13 protein-coding genes are annotated in these 19467 nt (G+C 63.8%); 10 read left to right on the top strand and 3 right to left on the bottom strand.

From position 1 onward, the window contains the following. The first annotated feature begins 2 nt into the window (after positions 1-2). The 7 genes from tssL (AB4Z43_RS17350) to AB4Z43_RS17380 are packed head-to-tail and all read left to right on the top strand — an operon-like array spanning position 3 to position 9646. Positions 3-1331, top strand: coding sequence for a type VI secretion system protein TssL, long form (gene tssL, locus AB4Z43_RS17350; protein ID WP_441938567.1), 1329 nt, complete (start codon positions 3-5; stop codon positions 1329-1331). Between the two features lies 1 nt (position 1332). Continuing rightward, complete coding sequence (tssM, locus tag AB4Z43_RS17355) at positions 1333-4875, top strand: type VI secretion system membrane subunit TssM (protein WP_441938569.1); 3543 nt, start codon at positions 1333-1335, stop codon at positions 4873-4875. Next, on the top strand, positions 4857-5399 hold the full coding sequence (tagF, locus tag AB4Z43_RS17360) for a type VI secretion system-associated protein TagF (RefSeq protein WP_081296219.1): 543 nt from the start codon (positions 4857-4859) through the stop codon (positions 5397-5399). The genes tssM (AB4Z43_RS17355) and tagF overlap by 19 nt, the downstream gene beginning before the upstream one ends. Then, entirely contained in the window at positions 5399-6502 is a 1104-nt protein-coding gene (locus AB4Z43_RS17365; RefSeq protein WP_441938572.1) for a DUF2169 family type VI secretion system accessory protein, read from the top strand. The genes tagF and AB4Z43_RS17365 overlap by 1 nt, the downstream gene beginning before the upstream one ends. Further along, positions 6499-7542 (top strand): 3-oxoacyl-ACP synthase, encoded by a 1044-nt coding sequence (locus tag AB4Z43_RS17370; RefSeq protein WP_038648628.1) that lies wholly within the window; start codon positions 6499-6501, stop codon positions 7540-7542. Before AB4Z43_RS17365 ends, AB4Z43_RS17370 begins: the two co-directional genes overlap by 4 nt. Next, on the top strand, positions 7539-8588 hold the full coding sequence (locus AB4Z43_RS17375; RefSeq protein ID WP_019859801.1) for a DUF4150 domain-containing protein: 1050 nt from the start codon (positions 7539-7541) through the stop codon (positions 8586-8588). Before AB4Z43_RS17370 ends, AB4Z43_RS17375 begins: the two co-directional genes overlap by 4 nt. Beyond that, positions 8585-9646, top strand: coding sequence for a hypothetical protein (locus tag AB4Z43_RS17380; RefSeq protein ID WP_441938575.1), 1062 nt, complete (start codon positions 8585-8587; stop codon positions 9644-9646). The genes AB4Z43_RS17375 and AB4Z43_RS17380 overlap by 4 nt, the downstream gene beginning before the upstream one ends. 26 nt (positions 9647-9672) lie before the next feature. On the opposite strand, the gene AB4Z43_RS17385 is transcribed toward AB4Z43_RS17380, so the two are convergent. From AB4Z43_RS17385 to tssI, 3 genes are read right to left on the bottom strand one after another with little or no spacing between them, the layout of a single operon-like run. After that, positions 9673-10011 carry a hypothetical protein gene (locus AB4Z43_RS17385; protein WP_019859804.1) on the bottom strand — a complete coding sequence of 113 codons (339 nt, stop codon included), beginning with the start codon at positions 10009-10011 and terminating at the stop codon, positions 9673-9675. Further along, positions 10011-10433, bottom strand: a complete 423-nt coding sequence (locus AB4Z43_RS17390) for a DUF6484 domain-containing protein (protein WP_019859805.1) — start codon at positions 10431-10433, stop codon at positions 10011-10013. The genes AB4Z43_RS17385 and AB4Z43_RS17390 overlap by 1 nt, the downstream gene beginning before the upstream one ends. An 8-nt stretch (positions 10434-10441) precedes the next feature. Further along, the gene (tssI, locus tag AB4Z43_RS17395; protein ID WP_441938577.1) at positions 10442-12769 is read right to left on the bottom strand and encodes a type VI secretion system tip protein TssI/VgrG; all 2328 of its coding nucleotides are present in this window, start codon (positions 12767-12769) and stop codon (positions 10442-10444) included. A gap of 247 nt (positions 12770-13016) precedes the next feature. On the opposite strand from tssI, the gene tagH reads away from it, so the two are divergent. From tagH to tssM (AB4Z43_RS17410), 3 genes are all read left to right on the top strand, one after another. Then, a complete protein-coding gene (gene tagH / locus AB4Z43_RS17400; RefSeq protein WP_441938579.1) occupies positions 13017-14096 on the top strand; it encodes a type VI secretion system-associated FHA domain protein TagH in 1080 nt (359 codons plus the stop codon). A gap of 263 nt (positions 14097-14359) precedes the next feature. Next, complete coding sequence (gene tssL / locus AB4Z43_RS17405) at positions 14360-15871, top strand: type VI secretion system protein TssL, long form (RefSeq protein ID WP_441938581.1); 1512 nt, start codon at positions 14360-14362, stop codon at positions 15869-15871. Continuing rightward, positions 15871-19398: a type VI secretion system membrane subunit TssM gene (gene tssM, locus AB4Z43_RS17410; protein WP_441938583.1), complete on the top strand. Its 3528-nt coding sequence runs from the start codon at positions 15871-15873 to the stop codon at positions 19396-19398. Before tssL (AB4Z43_RS17405) ends, tssM (AB4Z43_RS17410) begins: the two co-directional genes overlap by 1 nt. Positions 19399-19467 lie beyond the last annotated feature (69 nt).

Raw genomic sequence — 19467 nt, forward strand, 5'->3', positions numbered from 1 at the left:
CCATGAGCCGGGATGATCCTTTCGGACTGTCGGAGGATCGCGAACGCACACGCATCAGGCTGGCGGGCGCCGCCCCACGGCCGATGGCGCCGCTGTCACCGGGCGGGCCGGTAAAAAGGGCGCGCGCCCATCCCAACACGCTCATCAATATCTTCGCGCCGTTGCTCGAATTCGCGCCGGAGCTCGAAAGCGCGCTGGCGCCGGAGAACCCGGAAGCGATGCGCACGCGCCTACTCGACGAGTTGGTTCAGGCGCGCGACGCCGCCATGGCAGCGGGCTCCTCGCTGGAGCGCGCCGACCAGGCGGCCTGGGCCGTGGCGGCGTTGCTCGACGACCTCGCGCTGAACACGCCGTGGGGCGGCGCCAGCGCCTGGCCGCGCCAGCCTCTGGTGGTCATGCTGCGTGGCGACGTCGATGCCGGCACCCAGTTTTTCACCCGCCTTGACGAGCTGGAGCGCCATCCCAACCGCGACCGCGAGATGCTTGAGCTTCAGTATTACTGCCTGGCGCTCGGCTTCCGCGGCAAGTACCGGGTGCCCGGCCGCGCCGGCGACCGCTCGCTCAATGCCGTGCGTGTGGCAGCCGCGCGCTTCCTGCGCAATGCCGACGCCGAGGACGCGCCGCTGTCGCCGAACTGGAAAGGCGTGATCGCTTCCGACGAGCCGCAGCGCTTCATCGTTCCGATCTGGGTGATGGCACTTGCCGCGGTTGTCGTCGCCGCCGTCGCTTATATCGGTCTGTCGATGAGCTTGAGCAGCCAGGCGGTCGAACTCTCCGCCCTCGTGCGCACGCTGCCGCCGGCCTCGCGCGCGGACGTTACCCGCGCCGCACCCAAGCAGGATGCGCCCGCACCCGAACCGCCACAGCCGGTCGATTTCGCGCTGCTGCCCGCGTTCAAGGCCGAAGCGCCGGCGAGCCTCAAGGGCGCGCTCAGCGGTACCGAGAGCGTCTCGCTGGCCAAGCTGATCATCCAGTCCTCCAACCCCGAGCTCTTCCAGTCTTCGCGGCCGACACTGTCGCAGGGCTACGAGCCCCTGATCCAGTCTATCGCCAAGGTGATCCTCGCCAATCAGGAGTTGATCGGCAACATCACGATCGTCGGCCATACCGACAATGTGCGCCTGCAACGGTCCAACCCGCTCGCGAGCAACCAGCGGCTCTCGGAGGCACGTGCCCAAACCATAGCGGACCTCCTGGTGCAGGCTGGCGTGCCACAGGAGCGCATCCATTCCGAAGGCCGCGCCGACTCCGATCCGGTGGCCGACAACTCGTCGCGCGAGGGCCGCGCGCTCAACCGGCGCGTCGAGGTCCTGGTCGAGAAGAGGCTCTGAGATGTTCATCCTGCGCTTCCTCTGGGCGGTCATCACCTCGCGCTTTCTCTGGACGCTGATCGGCATTGCGCTGCTTTCGCTTTTGATCTGGGTGTTCGGCCCGATCGTCCAGGTCGGCCCGTACGCGCCGTTCGAATCCGACAATGTGCGCATCGCCATCATCGCGGGGCTGATCATCCTGTGGCTGATCTGGCTGATCATCGCGCAACGGCGCGCGATCCGCGCCAACCGCATGTTCGTCGCCGAGATCTCGGCACCCGTGGCCGAAAAGCAGCTCAACCCCGGCGAAGAGAGCGTTGCAGCCGTCGGCGCCAAGTTCGGCGAGGTGATGGCCGAGCTCAAGCGGCGCAAGCTCGGCGGACGGAAGTTCCTGCGCGAGATGCCGTGGTATGTGATCGTCGGGCCTCCGGCCACCGGCAAGACCACGGCATTGCGCCAGTCGGGCCTCAATTTTCCAATCGATCTGACCGATGATCTGCAGGGTGTCGGCGGCACGCGCAACTGCGACTGGTTTTTCTCCGAGAACGCGGTGCTGATCGACACCGCGGGCCGCTACGTCCAGCAGGAGAGCCAGCCGGACGTCGACGCCGCGGAATGGCTGGGCTTCCTGGACCTTCTGAAGAAGCACCGGGGCCGGCGTGCGCTCAACGGCGTCATCGTCGCGCTGTCGATCGATGCCCTCTCGGAGGGCGACGAAGCAATCAAGGCGCACGGCCGCAAGATCCGCCGCCGACTTGCGGAGCTCAACGATCGACTGGAGATTCGTCTGCCTGTCTACCTGATGCTGACGAAGGCCGACCTGATCAAAGGGTTCGAAGCCTTCTTCGGCGGCTTGTCGACGAGTGCGCGCGAGCAGGTGTGGGGAACCACCTTTGCGCTGGATGCCCGCGTCAACGCAGGCATGATCCAGGCGGAGCTGGCCAGGCTTGGCACCGAGCTGGAGCGAAGGCTGGTGCCGCGCCTTGAAGACGAGGACAAGCTTGGCTCGCGCGCCGAGATCTTTCGCTTTCCGGCGCAGTTGGCGAGCCTCTGCGGGCCGATCCAGGTGCTGATCGAGGCGATGTTCGGCGAAAGCCGCTACGAGGAAGCCGCGTGGCTGCGCGGCCTTTATCTGACATCGGCGACACAGGAAGGTGCCCCCATCGACCGCCTGACCGCGGCGTTGTCATCGTCCTTCGGGCTGCCGCCGCGCCGCGCCATGCCGGCGGCGCGCGTCGAGAAGCGCAGCTTCTTCCTCAGGAACCTTCTCACCGAAGTGATCTTCAAGGAGGCTGGCCTTGGCACATTCGATCCGCTGGCGCAGCGCCGCCGCGCCTGGATCTGGCGCGGCGCCGCCGCCGCCTGTGCGCTCGCGGCCCTGCTGGCCGGCGGACTGTTCACCTGGTCCTACCTCGACAACCGCAATGCGATCACCGAACAGGCCGGCCAGTTCGAAGCCCTGCAAGGGCCGCTCACCCAAGTCGCCGCCACGCCGGCCGCGGTCGAGCAGCCGACCATGGATGGGGCGCTGGCGGCTATGGACGCGGTGGCGACCGCCCGAACGCCGCCGCCAGGCGCCGTCCATAACCTGCTCGGCCCGACCGCTTCGCCGGAGCTGGTGCGCGCACAGACCGATACCTACGACCATGCGCTGCGCAACGTGCTCGAGCCGCATATGGTCGCCCTGCTCGAGGCCACGATGTGGCGGCAAATCCGCGATCCGGATTTCATGCTCGGCGCGCTGAAGACCTACCGGATGATGACCGGCCTGTCGCAGATGGACACCGATTTCGTCCAGAACTGGTGGGTGAACAGCCTGCCGCAATTCGCGCCGGCACCGCCTTTCCCCACGGCCGACGCTGAAGAGCACCAAATCGCAGCCATCCGCCGCATGGCCGTCGACGACAGCTACATCGCGCCGGACAAGGCACTCGTCGCGGAGGCGCTGAAGACTGTATGCACCATCTCGCTGCCGCAGCGCGCCTACAAGCAGCTCCTGGCCGACCCGGAGGTAGCCGCCGTCAAGGAATGGGTGCCGGCCAATTTCGCCGGGCCGAACGGCGCCAAGGTGTTCGCGCGCCGCTCCGACAAGACGTTGCGCGTCGGTGTTCCTGGCCCCTACACCTATGCCGGTTTCCACGACGCGATCCTCGACCGGGTCGAGGATGTGGCGGGACAGGCGGCCCTCGATCGCGCGGTGTTTGCCGGCGGCTGCTCGGAGAATTCGGAGACGTCGGTCTCGGCGCTCTCGCAGGACATCTTGAAGCTTTACTATGACGACTATATCGCCCAGTGGGACTCTTTCCTGCGTGACATGCGGCTTGCGCCGCTTACCGATCTCAACATCGCCAGTGAAAACCTCAAGGATCTTTCCAGCGCCGACTCCGCGCTGAAGCGCCTGTTGACGGCAGTGGTGCAGGAGACCGACCTCACCCGCTCCGACGATGCGCCGGCCGACGACAAAAGTGGCGCTGCCGCCAAGACCGGCTCCAAGCTGCTCAGCAAACTCGGCAAGCTGGGCAAGGTGGTGACCTCGGGCGCCAAGCTCCTGCCGCGCGCCGGCTCCGCCAACCAGGTGGACATGACCGGCAGCTTGGTTGCCGAGCATTTCAAGCCGCTCAAAGGCACCATCGCCCAGGTCGACGGCCAGCCGCCGGCGCTCGACGCCGCCGTCGTGGCGCTGACGGCGCTGTCGAATGTGTTGCAGACGGTGACCGCCAATCCCAACCCGCAGGATGCAATCAAGAAGCAGGGCGGCCTCGCCGAACTGACGGGTGCCGTCGCCAGGCAGGCGCAGATCCTGCCTTCGCCGATCAACGAGTGGCTGGGCGGCATTGCCGGCGACACCAGCGGGCTGTCGCAGAAAGCCGTAACCAACGAGCTCAACGCCATCTGGCGGGCCGATATACTGCCCTTCTGCCAGGCGGCGCTCAACAACCGCTATCCGTTCAGCCCGGACAGCGCGGTCGATGTCAATGTGCGCGACTTCCAACGTCTGTTCGGGCCGACCGGCCTGATCGATGCCTTCACCACCGACCATTTGATCAACTATGTCGACACCGCCAGCGAGCCGTGGAAATGGCGTGCCGATTTCGGCCTCGACCCAGCGGCGCTCGCAGCGTTCGAGCAGGCGAGGCATATCCGCGACGATCTGTTTCCGGGCGGCACCGGCCCGGTGATGAACTTCACGCTGGAGCCCAAGGACCTCTCCCCCAACGTGGCGCGTGTCACGCTCAACCTCGATGGCCAGAACCTCGTCTACTACAACAACGCCACCAGGCCGCAACCGATGACGTGGCCCGGCAAGGATGGCACCGGGGTGATCTCGCTCGCCTTCCAGCCGGTCGACGGCTCGCCCGAAGTGATGCTCAACGAGACCGGCAGCTGGGCGTGGCTCAGAATGCTGCGCGGCGGCCGCTTCGCCGCGACCAAGCTCACCGACGTCTATAGCCTGCGGCTCGGCACGAAGGGGATGTGGGCCGATTTCGAACTCAAAGCCGCCAGCGTCGAGAACCCCTACACGCTCGAAATGTTCAAGAAGTTCACATGTCCGCCGCAGATCTGATCGTGCCCGGCTTCTATGGCAAGATGCCCGCCACCGGCGATTTCGTGACCCGGCGGCTGCCGGCGGATTTCGTGCGTGGATGGGACCGCTGGCTGGCGCAGCATATCGTGCCGCTGTTCGGACTTAAGACCTGGCCGCAGCACATTGCGCTGCGTTTCCTCAGCGGGCCTGGCTCCTTCGGCGCCTCGGCCGGCATCCTACTGCAAAGCGCCGACAGGGTCGGCCGGCAATTTCCATTGAGCGTCGTCGCAAGGCTCCCGGAGGCGCCCCTTAAGCTGGCTTTTGCGGACGCATGGTTCGAAAGCATCGAAACCCTCGCCTTGGCGGCGCAGCGAGGAGAGTTGACGCCCGACGAACTCGACGCGGCACTGGCCGCCCTGCCCGTTCCGCTTATCGATGGCGAGGGCGATCTCATCGACGAGTTCGTGGCGTGGACGGCGCATACGGATATTTTCGATGTCGATCAGCAAGCGCCGCAGCCGACCCTGGAGCAGATCTTCGCCGCAAGCTGGGAGACCAGCTGATGCAGATCTGGAACCAGATGGGCTTTCCGCATCAGTTCACCATGGGCATGGACAAGGCCGGCCACGAATGGATCGTGGTCGTGGTCAAGGGCACTTTCGATTTTCCAACGAAGCCTGGCGGGCTGGTGCAGAAATCGGCCGAACAGGTTCCGCTGGTCATGGCCGACACCCAGACCGGTGTGCCTGGCTATTCGGCGACGCTGTGGGAGACAGATTTCGCCTTCCGCAAGCCGCGCTGCGACGTGATCGCCAATGGCTGCGCCTATGCGCCGGGCGGACGGCCGGTCGAGCGCGTGCCGGTCGGGATCAAGGTCGGCAATTGGTCGAAGCTGTTCGAGGTGGTTGGCCACCGCGAATGGCGCTCCATCGGTCCGGTCTTTACCGCCACGTCGCCGCAACCCTTCGTGAAACTGCCCATCTCCTATGACGTTGCCTGGGGTGGCGTGGACAGGCTGGATCCGGAGGACAAGCTTCCGGCCAGCTACAAATACAACCCGGTCGGAACCGGATGGTCGCGCACCAAGAACCAGCGCCTAGTCCCAGGCCTGCGCCTGCCCAACACGCAGGCGGTCGGCGAGGAAGTGCGCTCACCCTTTGGCGACTACAAGCCGATGAGCTTTGGGCCGATGGGCCGCGGCTGGCCGGGACGCATCGAATATGGCGGCACTTACGACCAGAACTGGATCGACAATATTTTTCCGTTCCTTCCACCGGATTTCGATGAGCGCTATTTCCAGATGGCGCCGCCTGACCAGCAGATCGACCATCCGCGCGGCGGCGAGGACGTGCAGCTGATCAATCTGACGCCGATGGGCAAGGAGGTTTTCCGCCTGCCGGCGACGGCGTTGCCGATGACCTTGTTTAAGGAGCAGGACAAGGTGTTCGACGGTGAACTGTCTCCGGACACCATCCTGTTCGATCTAGAAAATCGACGATTCTCGCTGGTTTGGCGGTTGCAGCAGCGGCTCAAGCGCACGATCCTCGATTTTTCGGAATGCTGGATCGGGCCGCCGACGCAATCCATGCTGCGCGCACGAGCGACCGGGCGAACCTATGTCCGTGCAAACGGTGCTGACGCGGAAGAAGAAATCGAGGAGGCATGACACTCGAGCTCGACATCGTTTCGATCGGCATGGTGACCGCGGTCGGTCTCGACGCCCGCTCGGCATGCGCCGCAATGCGCGCCAAGCTCGACGGCTTCCAGGAAACCCGCTTCGTCGGCCCCGGCGGCGGCTGGCTGGTCGGCGCCCCGGTGCCGCTGCCGCGCAAGTTCACAGGAGAGAAACGGCTGGCCCACATGGCCGCGGCCGCCATCCTCGAGGCCTTCGAGCCCGTTCCTGAGGCGCATGGCACAGCAGCGCTCATCCTCTGCCTCCCCGAAGAAGACCGGCCCGGCCGGCTCGCCCCGGAAGCCGCACGCCTCGCTGCGCGCATCGCCGAGATCACCGGCATCGCCTCGCCGTACCGAACGCGAATCGTCGCCCACGGCCGGCCCTCCGGCCACGTCGCACTCGACCAGGCCCGTCGGCTGCTGGCCGACCGCAGCGTACCTTACGTGATGATCTGCGGCGTCGACAGCTACCTGGCGGGACTGACGATCGACCACTATCTGGCCGAACGACGCCTGCTCACCCCAGACAACCCTAATGGCTTCATCCCCGGCGAAGCTGCCGCTGCTATCCTCTGCACCCGCCCAGGCAGCGGCACCATGCGCCTCCTCGGCCTCGGCCTGGCCCGCGAGCCGGCCTATATCTACAACCATACCGATCTTCCTCTCCGCGGCGACGGCATGACCGCAGCCTACCGCATGGCTCTGGACGCCTCGGGGATGGAAATGCGCGATGTCGGTTACCGGATTTCGGATCTGATCGGCGAGAGCTATTTCTTCAAGCAGGCAGCGATTGCCTCGTTGCGGCTCGTCCGAGGCCATCATGGTTTCCAAGACTTCTGGAGCCCAGCTGAAAGTCTCGGCAATGTCGGAGCCGCTGTCGTGCCGATGACGGTTGGCATGGCCATGACAGCTGCCATGAAAGGGTACGACCGAGGCGATCCGGTGCTGATCGAGTCTTCGGGCGACGACGGTGCCTGCGGTGCGATGCTGTTGACCGCGGGCCGAATGCCGCGGAGGCGGGTCGCCGCATGACCGTGTTCGCGAATGGGCTCGAGATCGCTTGCAAGGCGCAGACCAATCAGGTGATCGCGGCTTTTCCAGATGTCTGTTTCACGCCGCCGCAGACGCCGGCCACGCCGCCCGGCGTGCCGATTCCCTACCCAAGCTTTGGTACGGATTCCGACACGGACAAAGGGACGAGCACAGTCAAGATCGGCGGCAAGACCGTCACGCAGAAGAACCAGTCCTACTACACCAAGACCATGGGGACCGAAGCGGGGTGTGCGCCGAAAAAGGGCGTCGTCAGCTCGCAAAACACCGGCAAGGAGTACGCCGAAGCTTGGTCCGGCAACGTCAAGATGGATGGAGAGCCGATCAGCCGGTTTACCGACATCTCAACGAATAACCATGCCTCGCCGGTCGGCAATGCACCGCCCTGGCCGAAGGTCGCGGCCGCCGACCTGAAACCCGGCCAGGACGCGGACTGCCTCGTCGGTTCCTATGATGACATCGCCGCTGCCTGCGCGAACGCGAAGCCTCCCGGCGAGGCGCATCATATCGTTCCGGACAAGGCCTACCGCACGGGCACGCGGGACCAGGCGATCGCCGCTGGGGCGGCCGGCGCCTCGACCATCACGCGGACCTTCGGCAGGCAGAAGCGGAACATCGGCGAACGCGTGAAGAACGCGCCGTCGATCGGTGAAGGCGTCTGCATCTGTGTCAGCAAGTCGGCGCACAAGAAGATCCACAAGAAGGAGCGGGCAGCACTCAAGAAGCTCGGGCAGAAGGTACCGGCCAATCTGAAAGGCGCGGCCAAGAAGGCGCATATTGAGACCATGAAAAGCAACGGCACCTGGAACACCGCGAACCTCGGTGACATTATCGCTGAGTCGAAGAAGTCGATAAGCGACATCAAGCAGGATAAGAATGGCAATCCAACGGCCGCGTGCATCGCGAAGGCAAAGGCCGCGGTAACCAGGCAGACCGCAAACATCGGGCCGAACCAGGTCGGCCGCACATCAGGTACTCTTCCTAACAAGGCGGCGGCGAGCAAAATGCTGAACACGACAATATCATGAGCAACTACGATATCTGGGCGGCCTGTGCGCTGTCTGCCGACGGCTTCGCAATTTCGACCGGCCTGCTCGAGGACGGGCCGCAGTTCAGCAGGCTTACGCTCCACCGAGCGCCGGGCATGCCTGAATGGAACTATGTGCATTTCGAATCGACGCTCGTGTGGCTGACGAGACTCGACGGCTGGCGTCACGGGGCGCTGCTCGCGGCCCTCGGCATCGACGGCGATGTCAGCTTTGTCGGCCAGCAATTTGCCAGCGAGCAGATTCCGGAGGCGGGCGCCGGTGACGACGAAGAGGGCCGTGGCTCGATGAGCCAAATTCGGCAATTGGGCGACGAACTGATTGCCTGCGGATACGGCTCGCAAGTCTATGTGCGCGACACACGGGACGCGTGGACAAGAATAGCCGACTCGGATGACGAGGCTTTGGGCGACAACGCATTCGAGGCCGTGGCGCGAAACGCGAATGGGGAGTGGGCGGCATGCGGCAACACCGCCGCAGCCTTCCGTGAGCCGACCGCCGCCGAGCAAGCCGAACTCGACCGGATCGCAGAGACAGGCACGATGCCACAATACCTTGCCGCGAAGGAGCGCTTCGAGACCCAGTTGGCAGGCGAAATCGGCTGCCTGTACGTGCGGAATAAACGCCGCTGGACAGGCGTGGACCTACCCGGCAGCACCTATCTTGAGGATGTTATCGTGCTAGAGGACGGTCGCTTTCTAGCGGCGGGCGGCGGTGGTCTGATCGTCGCAGGTCGGGATCCCGATGGCTTCGAGGATTTCTCGCAGCCGGGCTTCGCCGAGAACTACTATTCCATCTGCCTAGTCGGTGGCCGGCCCCACCTTCTTGGCGATACGGTGATCCATGTCCTCGGCAAGGATTTGCAGTTGGAAGAGGAGATTGCCCTGCCGGACGAACTGCAGAGCCCGTTGCTTATTGATGTCGCGGATGGCGTGCTGTGGTATTTCGATCACAAGGGGGTCGCCAAACGGCGGCAAAACGCCTGGGTCATCACGGACCTGCCGGACGACGTATGGGAAGAAGTGCGCCACGACGGATAAGCGGGCGCGGCAGCTTGCTTAGCGATCTACACCCCGTTCGCCCCGAGATATTCTCTGACCTTTTTAAGGTCCAGCTCTGTGACCGGGATCGGGCGCTTCGCCTCCAGCATGCGCACGACGAACAGCTCGCCCGCTTCGGGATATTCGGCGAACCGTTCCTGAGCGATTCGCTTGCCCTCCGGTCCCGCCACCCACAGCCCGTCCAAATGCGCCTCCAGCCGCTCGACCAGCCGCGCGAGCCGCTCAGCGTCCATGTCGGGATTCTCGTCCGGGTGCAGCAGGTGCCGGTCGTAGACTGTCCACAGGAACGCCGCCATCTCCGCGTGCTGGCGCACGATTTTCGGAAGGACGGGTGCGCGCGGCATCAGTTGAGGTTGACCGAGCCACCGCGGATACGATTTGCCGCACTGGCATGGCTGGTGACATATGTGCCGCGAATGGTGATATGACCGTCTTTTTCGAGGATGATGGTCGCTTTGCCGCAGCGGAGTTCGACGCGTTCCTCGCCATGGATCCGCACCTGGCGCCCGTCACTGAACGCCCGCGGCCGCGGGTCGCGGGTCGGATCGACAATGCGTCCGACGATCAGCGGAAGTAGTGGATCCCCCTCCTCGAACAACAGTGCCACTTCGGAGGCGATCGCGTCCGGACCCAGCGCGACGAGGCTCTTCGCCTTGAGTGCGGTCTCCTTTGGATTGCCTGCAAATACGACCAGCGGCGTGGCCTCCTCGAAGCCCAACAGAACCCCGATAACGACACCCTCGATCCGCGATTTCAACGCAACCATTTCGAACCTCAATTCTGCAGGATGTTGCTGCCCTTCATGACGATATCGCTCGAAGCGTCGACATTGATCTTTCCCGAACCTTTGATCGTAATGTCCTTTCCCTTGATGGTGATCGTTCCATCCTTCTTCATAAGGATCTCTGCACTACCGGTCTTGATCGTTATCGAGTCCTTGGCTTCGATAGTCAGGTTCTTGCCGACCACCATCCCCGCATCCTCGCCGACTTGGGTGAGGCTCTTCTTGCCGATCTTGAGTTCGTGCGCCCCGTCGATCTGGGTCGAGGCATCCTGGCCGACCTTGACGGTCCATGTCTTGCTGATCTCGGTGTTCTGCGCGCCGCCGATTTTGAGGCCCTGATCGGTGCCGATCTCGATACTTTGGCTGGCCGCTACGTTCCAGCCATCATCCGCCCCGATATCGTGGCTCTGCCCCGCCCCCACCGTCACACTCCGCGACGCCCCGATCGTATTCGTTTGCGCCGCGCCGACGCTCCGTGTCTCAGTGGCGCCCACGGTATCGACGCGCGCCGCGCCGACCGTCACCGTCTGCACCAGCCCCACCGTCTGCGAATGGCTGGCGTCGATGTTTTCCGTCGAATTGGCGACGACGTGGATCGTCTCGTTCGCCATCACCGTTAGCGACCGGTTCGCGCCCACCGTCTCGGTGTCGTTCGACCCGATGTTCGTCGTCTGGTCGACGCCGACCTTGACGGTCTTGTTGTTGCCGACGTCCTCGTCGAGGTTATGGCCGACGGAGTGCTTGGCGTCATGGTCGATGCGGTCGGACTGATCGTGCTGTACCGTCTTGTTGCGGTCGTGCTTGATCAGCAGATGGTGGTCCTTCTGCGCCTGGAAATTGACCAGTTCGGAACCGGCCTTGTCCTCGAACATCAGCTCGTTGTAGCCGCCGCCGCCTTTCGAGGAATTGGACTTCCAGCCCGATTGCGTGGCGTTGGCAGGCAGCGCGTAGGGCGGCATCTCGGAGGCATTGTAGACGCGACCGGTGATGATCGGCAGGTCCGGGTCGCCCTCGATGAAATCGACGATGACCTCCTGGCCGATGCGCGGGATCTGGATGAAGCCCCAGCCGCTGCCAGCCCAGGTCTGAGACACGCGCACGAAACAGGACGAGTTCTGGTCCTTCTTGCCGAGGCGGTCCCAGTGGAATTGCACCTTCACCCGCGCATATTTGTCGGTGAATATCTCTTCGCCCGAAGGGCCGACCACCGTTGCCGTCTGCGGGCCGCGCATGATCGGTCTGGGCGTGATGCGCGGTGGCCGATAGGGCAATTTCGTGGGCGCTACGCCCAGCACCACCTTGAAATTCTCGATGTGGGCTTCGTTCTGGGTCCTGTAGCCCGGATCGAACAGGCGGTATTCGGCGCTCACAACCAGATATTCCGTATTCTGGTCGTCGCGCGGAAAGCTTTCGAGCGTGAACTTGCAGCCGGAAAAAAGGCCGCGCACCGTACCGACGGCGGTGTTGCGATGGTGCACTGCCTGAAGTTCCTCGCGGCGGATCCCCGCGATCGTGTCGCCGCGCCCGACATCGAGATGCGCTCCGGGCTGGCGGTAGTTTTCGCCCGAAGCCTCCTTGTGGCTGAAGGGCTGGGCGGACTTCGCCATCAGATCGGCGCCGGGCTTCTCGAAGTCATAGTCCGTATGGGCGTAGGCGCCTGGCCGCACCGCACTGCCCGGGATCCATTCGGTGATGTATTCGACGTCGCGTCGCGAGCCATAGCCCTCGAAATTATAAAGCACCTTCTCGTAGCCTGGAGCCGGCTTCAGCTTGCTCATCGCATCGCACAGCACGAGCGTGTGCTTGTCCTCATCATGCTCGAAGAAATAGAAAATGCCTTCGTGCTCGAACAACCGCTGTACGAAATCGAGATCACTCTCGTCATACTGGACACAGTATTCGCGCGATGGATACGAGCCCTGCAGGCGCTTCTCGAATTTTGCGATGCCGTATTTCGAAAAGATCTTTTCGACGATCTCCACAGCCGTCATGTTCTGGAAAATGCGGCAATCGGTGGTATTTCCGAGGAACCAGAGCCACGGTCTGACGGTGGCCTCGTAGTAGGCCAGCCGGTCCTCTATGCGCGTAAGCTTGAAATCCGACACCAGGCCGCTGAACCAACGCTTTGGATCGGATTCACCTTCGACCGAAACGACGCCGCCCAGCATCTTCAGCGGATCGACGTCTCGGCTCTTGCTGACGAACCCGACGGTATAGGCAAAACTTCGGCTGATCTCGTCACGACCGACGAGATGGGTGAAGGTCAGCACATCGGCGCCAACCGGCGTGTGTACAACCGTGGCACGTTCGTTCGCCATGGGGCGTGCCCCTCCTCGACGCAGCCGCCAGTGTGATGGATTGAAGCCCCCGCTCCGTAAATTGCATCACGCACGGAAGGTTTTCGAATTCACCGCATCGGACCTCTGCAAGCCTAGCATATGTTTGATGGAGGCCAAACAGAAGCAATGTCTAAACCGTGGCGTGCATTCATGTGACGCGCACCTCTCCCACTGCGCTGGCAAGATGCTAGAATGCCTAGGATTTCAGGTTTGCCAGTGGCGTCGAATGTTCATTTCGCTCCAGATCAGCAATGTTGACAGACTGCCGCCAGGCATTTCGGCGAGCTATGCCGCCCGCGACCGCAGCTTCGAAATCGGGCGCGAAAATTGCGACTGGACACTTACCGACCCCGACAAGTTCATCTCAGGCCGGCATTGCGAAGTCCATTATCAGGCGGGCTCGTTCTGGCTTCATGACGTCTCGCGCAACGGCACTTTCGTCAACGGCTCCAGCCAGCGCATGAATGCGCCGCATCGGCTGACCCAAGGCGACCGGCTGCTGATCGGCCGTTATGTCGTCGCCGTTTCGGTCGACGAAGAGCGCGCCGCCACCGGCCATCCGCAAGCCAGGACCGGTTCAACGCAACGCGAGTTGCCGCCCTCGACGGGAAGGCCGGTGGAACTTGGCAGCGCGCCATTCCACAATCCAGCGGGGCAGCGCCCGGCCGGGTCAACGCCGGTGCCGACGTCTTCGGCGCTGCAGCCCGGCCCCGCTGTCCCGGTCAAGCAGTCGGCGGAAGCGGACGGGATACTGCGCGATATCGCCAGGGCGGCCGGCTTATCGCCGGAGCTGTTGCAGTCGCGCGACCCGCATGACGTCGCTGCGGAGATCGGTGCGGTGCTGAGAACCACGGTCGAGCAGCTGTCCTTGCTGCTCAAGGCGCGGGCGGCGGCCAAGGTGCTCGCCAAAAGCGCGCACCGCACCATGATCGGCGCCGAGGACAACAACCCGCTGAAATTCGTGCCGGGCACCGACGACATACTCGAGATCATGTTTGCCAAGCGCCGGGCCGGCTATCTCGATGCCAGGCACAGCATCGAGGATGCGTTCCGCGACCTGAAGACCCACGAAATCGCAACCTACGCCGCCATGCAGGCCGCGCTCTCGCGGCTGCTCGACGACCTGTCGCCGGAGGCGATCGCTAAAAGAATCCCGCCTGCGTCCTTTTCGTCCAGGAAAAGCCAGGCCTGGGACGCGCTCGTCGCAACGTGGCGGACGATGGAAGACAAGCACGAAAACGGCATGCTGGATGTCTTCCTCGCCTATTTCGCCGAAGCCTACGCCAAGGCAGGCAAGCAGAAATAGCCGCGCTCGGCAAATGTCGTCAGCAACGCTCTTACGGGCTGTGTGAGGGACCCCGTGGAAGAAGCCGCTTCCTTGATCATCCTGCTTTCCGATTTCAATCGGCTTGCCGTGCGACTAGGATAGCGCATGGGCGCTTGCCTGGCTGGCAAAGCGGTGTGGCTTGGGGCGTGTGCAGGAATGTCATGTTTCGGCAAGATCAGTCTTTCCATCCGGCTCGCTGTTGATACCCAGCCTGGTACGCGCACCTCGACGGTGGTGCGCCGATGAGCTCGAAGGACGATCCCTCCGAGCCGCCGGATAAAACCGTCATCCGCGCACCACGGCCAAGACAAAAGCCGCGCGTGGCTCCCGATCGTTCCGGTGCGCCATCACCCGCCAGGGAATCGACAGTGTTCGACCCCGGCCTCGGCCGACAAATGCCCGGCTGGTCGTCCGGAACCGTGGTCTTTCAGGAAGCCGGCCACGGGGCTGAGCCCGCGGCGGCACCGGCGTTGCAGCAGGACGCCTTGCTCGACGCCTCAGCTGGCGTGAAGTATGCCGCGACAAATCCTATCCTATCCGCCGCAGCCCCCTTGCTCATGCTGTTCGGTCAGCTACGGCTGATACCGGTCGAACGGCAAGCCGCGGCCTTGGCGGAGCATATCGCAGACGCCATCGAGACCTTTGACCATACCATCGCCAAAGCCGGCATTGGGGAAGAAGACGCACGGATCGCGAAATTCGCGCTTTGCGAAACCGCCGACGATCTCGTCGGCAACCTGCCCTGGCCGAACAAGGAAACCTGGCTTCAGCACAGTCTGGTGGCGCGGTTCTTCCACACACGACCGACAGGCACCGGCTTCTATGAAGCGCTGAACAACCTCCTCGCCAAGCCTGAAGCGCATTACGACCTGCTCGAATTGATGCATGCCTGCCTGTCGCTGGGGTTCGAGGGCCAGTATCGGGGATTGTCCAGCGAACGGAACACACTCGAGCGCGTCCGGCGCGACGTCTATGACACGCTGCGCTATTTCAGGCCGCGCGCCGCCGAGGACATTTCGCCCCGGTGGCAAGGCATGGCGGCGGCAATGCCCACGCCAGGAGGGCGGCTGCCTCTATGGGCGATCGCAGCCGCCGCGGCGACCCTGGTGACGGCGGCTTTTTTCGGGCTACGGATCCTGATCACCGATGAAGGCGATGCAACCGCCGGCGCGCTGCTGGCGCTCAATCCTTCCACCCCGGTCACCATTGAACGCGCCAGCGTGGCGGCACCCGCCGAACCGGTGCAAGCCAAACCGCCGCCACCCTCTCCCCCGGACACCACGCAGATTGACCGCATCCGCGCGGCACTCGCCCAGGAGATCGCCGCCGGCGGACTGAACGTCGGTACGAAGGGCGACTTCATCGTCGTCGAGATCAGCAACCAGCTTCTGTTCGCATCCGGCCAGGCTGATTTGAAGGCACAGTTCCAGCCGATCGCGGCCGATATCGCCACGGCGCTCGACGCCGAAGCCGGACCGATCAAGATCGTCGGCCACACCGACAATGTGAAGCCGAAGAAGTCGAGCACGTTCAAATCGAACTTCGATCTCTCGGTCGCCCGCGCGAAGGCCGTGCAGGCGATGATCGCCAGGCAATTGAAGGATCCGTCGCGTCTGAGCGTGGACGGCAAGGGCGAAGACGAACCCATCGCCGACAACGCGACGGCGGACGGCCGCGCCAAGAACCGCCGCGTCGACGTGATGATCCCGAAACAGGAGACCTTGCAGACCGGCTCGGCGGAGAACGGCAACTGATGGGCTGGGTGCTGCGGATATTCAGTGTGCTCGCCCTGGCCGGCTTCTCGGCCGCCGTCTGGTATGCCGGACCGCTGATCCGCTTCGCCGATACCCGCCCGCTCGGATCCCTGTGGCTCAGGGCGGTCATCATCGGGGTGACGGTGGCCGTGCTGGCGTTGTTCTACGGCATCGGCTTCTGGCAAAGGCGCAAGGCGCAAAGGGCGCTCGAAGCGGCCATCGTGCGCAGCGACGAGCGCAACGACGATGCACAGGTGCTCGAAGCGCGCATGAGCGAGGCCATCGCGACGCTGAAGCGGACGAGCGGCAAGCGCAACTTCCTCTATGATATTCCCTGGTACATCATCATCGGCCCGCCAGGCGCCGGGAAGACGACGGCTCTGGTCAATTCCGGGCTGAAATTTCCGCTTGCGGGCTCCGGCAATGCCCAGCCGGTGGCCGGCGTCGGCGGCACGCGGTCATGCGACTGGTGGTTTACCGATGAGGCGGTGCTGATCGACACGGCCGGCCGCTACACGACGCAGGAATCGGACCGCGAGCGCGACAAGGCAAGCTGGCTTGCTTTCCTCGGATTGCTCAAGAAAAACCGCGTAAGGCAACCGATCAACGGCGTGATCCTGGCCATCAGCCTCGCCGATCTCATTGGCCTCGACGACCAGCAAATCGAGGCGCATGTGACCGAGATAAGAAGCCGCCTGCGCGAATTGCACGAGACGCTGAAGATCCAGTTTCCCGTCTATCTGCTTTTCACCAAGGCCGATCTCGTCTCCGGCTTCATGGATTATTTCGGCCAATTCGACGAAGCAGGCAGGCGCAAGGTGTGGGGCGCGACGTTCCAGACCGCCGATCGCACAAGGAACATGGCCGGCGAGGCGCCGGCCGAATTCGACGGGCTGGCGAAGCGCTTGGCGGAAGAAGTTGTCGATCGCTTGCAGGAGGAGGCCGACCCGGTGGCGCGCATCGCCATCTTCGGCTTCCCGGCACAGTTCGGTGCGCTGGGGAACCGGATAGCGCATTTTATCGGTAGCTTGTTCGATGCCTCTCGATCGCATGTCAATGTCAGCCTGCGGGGCCTCTATTTCTCCTCTGGTACTCAGGAAGGAACCCCGTTCGACCAGGTGCTGGGCACGATCGGCCGCAGCTTCGGCAGCACCTCGCAGGCGCATCTTTCCGGCATCGGCAAGAGCTTCTTCCTGCACGATCTGCTGACCAATGTGATCTTCCCGGAATCGGGCTGGGTATCCTTCGACCGAGCGGCCGAACGGCGCGCCAGGCTCGCGAGATTTGGCGGCCTCGCCGCCATTGCGCTGGCGGCCTTGGCGGCTCTCGGCGCGCTTGGCCTCAGCTTCTTCGCCAACAAGTCGCTGATCGCCTCCACCCGGCAGGCGATGGCACAGTATCGCGACAGCGCCGATTCACTGCTGAAGAGCACGACGGTGACCGACGTTGATCTCGAAAACGTCATCGGCCCGCTCGACCAGTTGCGCAACCTGCCGGCTGGCTACGAGAACGGCGACCAGGCAAAGCCGATCGAGGAGACGTTCGGGCTCAGCCAGCGCGAGAGGCTGCTGTCGGCCTCCAGGACCGCCTACCGACAAGCGCTCGAGCGGACATTCCGCTCCCGGCTGCTGGTGCAGGCCGAGCGCACCATCCAGGCCAAGATGGCCGATCCGATCGCGCTTTACGAACCGCTGAAGATCTACCTGATGCTGGGCGGCAAGGCTCCGAAGGTCGATGACGAGTTGATTGTCTCTTGGATGAGGCAGGATTGGGAAGAGAACCGCTATCCCGGCGAGAACAACCGCGAGGGCCGCGCGCAGCTCGAAAAGCATCTGCGTGCGATGCTCGCGCTCGACGACGCCTACGATCCCGTCTTTGAGCTCAACCAGCCACTGATCGAAGCCGCGCAACGCTCGCTTGGGCGCATGAGCCTTGCCGACCGCGCTTCGGCGCTGATCAGGTCGGCCGTCTACGCCGCAAGGCTGGAGGACCTCTCCGTCGCCGCGAAAGCCGGTCCCGAGACGCAGCTGCTGTTCGAACGCATGGATGGCAGCGACCTCGCCGATCTCAACGTTCCTGGACTTTACACGCGCGCCGGCTTCAACCGCTTCTTCCTGCCGCAGCTCTCGCGCATCGCGCAAATGCTCGTCAACGACCAGTGGGTGCTCGGCGGAGGTGGCGAACAGGGCGGCATCGACCAAGACCTGCCCAAGCTCGGCCCCGAACTGATCGACCGCTACGGCAAGGAATTCTCTTCCGCATGGAACCGCGTGCTCGACCAGCTCAAGTTCAAGGCGTTGCTCAAGGACAAGCCGCAATATCTCGCGCTTTCCGCCCTCGCCGCACCGGACTCGCCTCTCGATCAGCTGTTCACCGCGATCGCCGATGAGACCGCATTGACGAAGCAGAACACCACGGCCGAGGGCGAGAGCGCAGCGCAAGAAGACCCCGCCAGCATGGCCAAAGGTCTGGCACGCATCGGCCTGCAGATCGCTGGCGGCAAGTCGCAGAGCCGAGCCGGATTGGACCCGGCTGTCGCGCAGAATGCCGGTGCGAGCGTCGAGGCACAGTTTCGACCGTTCCAGGCCCTGGTCAGCGGCGCCAGTGGACGGCGGCCGCTCGATGCGTTGACGCGGAATTTCCGCGACATCTTTCAAAGCCTCAAGCTTTCGGCCGATGTCCCTTCCCAGACCGAACGCGTCAACGCCAACCTGCAGCTGCAGATCTCCACGCTGCGCGCAAACGCCTCGCGCCTTCCGAAGCCGCTTGCGCGCATGGTCAACGCGGCAGCGGACGAGTTTGAAGGCAATGTCGCGGAAGCTTCGGTGGCCAACCTCAACCAGAACCTCGACCAGACGGTCACACGAGCCTGCGAAGAGGCGGTCAACGGTCGCTATCCCTTCGTCAGTGACGGCACCGAAGAGATCTCGATAGCGGATTTCGCCAAGCTCTTCGCGCCGGGCGGGCTGATGGACCGCTTCTTCGCGCAGAACCTTGCGCCGCTGATCGACATGACCGGCCAGGAATGGACCTGGAGACAGGACGCCCGCTCCAGCCGCGACCTGGCGAAGTCGACCTTGAAATCATTTCAGGCGGCCGCCGAAATCCGCAGCGCCTTCTTCCCTTCCGGCGGCTCGGTGCCGTCGGTTTCGATCACCATCACGCCTTTTTCGCTGAATAGCGACGCAGACAACGCGGTTCTCGACATTGACGGCCAGACCGTCCAGGGCAGCCAAACGGGGAACGCGCCAAGCACAGTGACCTGGCCGAACAGCACTGCCTCTGGTTCCGCCAGCCTAAGCCTGATGCCGGAAATGCCAGGCCGCGACTCCGCTCTCAAATTCGAAGGACCGTGGGCCTTGAAGCGTCTGTTGGACAAGGCGACCATCACCGCCAATGGCGCCAACACCGAAGCTCGCTTCGTGATCGGCGGACGAGACGTCGCTTACACGATGCAGACCGGACCGGGGGCCAATCCATTCCTGCTGCCGGCCCTGTCCGGTTTCAGCTGTCCAAAGGCGTTCTGACATGGCTGTGTTCCAGCGCGCCGCCGGCCGCAGCCCTCATTTCGGTACTCTAACGTATGCGCTTGTGGC

The organism is Mesorhizobium sp. 2RAF45 (assembly GCF_052115225.1).
Lineage (GTDB): Bacteria > Pseudomonadota > Alphaproteobacteria > Rhizobiales > Rhizobiaceae > Mesorhizobium > Mesorhizobium jarvisii.